This is a genomic window from Brasilonema bromeliae SPC951 (assembly GCF_012912135.1).
In the GTDB taxonomy this organism is placed as follows: Bacteria; Cyanobacteriota; Cyanobacteriia; order Cyanobacteriales; family Nostocaceae; genus Brasilonema; species Brasilonema bromeliae.
On sequence record NZ_QMEB01000125.1, the window covers coordinates 17,044 to 17,667 of the forward strand.

1 protein-coding gene is annotated in these 624 nt (G+C 43.9%); it reads left to right on the top strand.

All coding sequences use genetic code 11. The features are described 5' to 3' along the window. A partial coding sequence (locus tag DP116_RS16425) for a tetratricopeptide repeat protein (RefSeq protein ID WP_169156201.1) occupies positions 1–471 on the top strand: 471 nt, incomplete at its 5' end. Positions 472–624: the final 153 nt, after the last annotated feature.

Below are 624 nucleotides of genomic sequence, written 5' to 3' on the forward strand. Positions count from 1 at the left end.
GCGATTGATTACTATCAGCAGTCACTTGCTATTTCTCTTGAGATAGGCGATCGCAATGGTGAAACTGCTTCTCTAAATAATTTGGGCGGTACTTACTGTTCCTTGAAACAATATCAACAAGCAATTGACTGTTATCAGCAGTTATTAACGATCCAACCAGAGACAGGCGATCGCAATGGTGAAGCCCAGTCACTTCAAAATCTTGCCCAGCTTTATAATTTAACAGGCAGAATTAAGGAAGGTTATGCAGCAGGTATTCAAGCCGCCCAGATTCTACAAGAACTAGGACTTCCTATTGAGGCTTGGGCTATACCAAAGTGGCAGAAGTCTATTGCTAAATTTGCTCAACGTGGTAAATTGCAGTTGGGTTTATGTTTTCTGGCGGGGTTATTCGCTTTCCCCTTTGCCCTAGTTTTCATTGTGTCGTTGATGTTGTGGCGCTTGGTAAAATCTCAATTACTGCGGCGTTGAAAGTTTTTTCCAAAGGGCGTAACTCAAATCTTGCACTTCACCGGTGAGTACGCCTTGAACTAAAGTTCAAGGCTAATAGATCAAGTCCGTTAAAACGGAACGGCACATGCTACAAGTCGGCAAAGCCGCCCAACGCAGTGCCTCCTCAAAGAC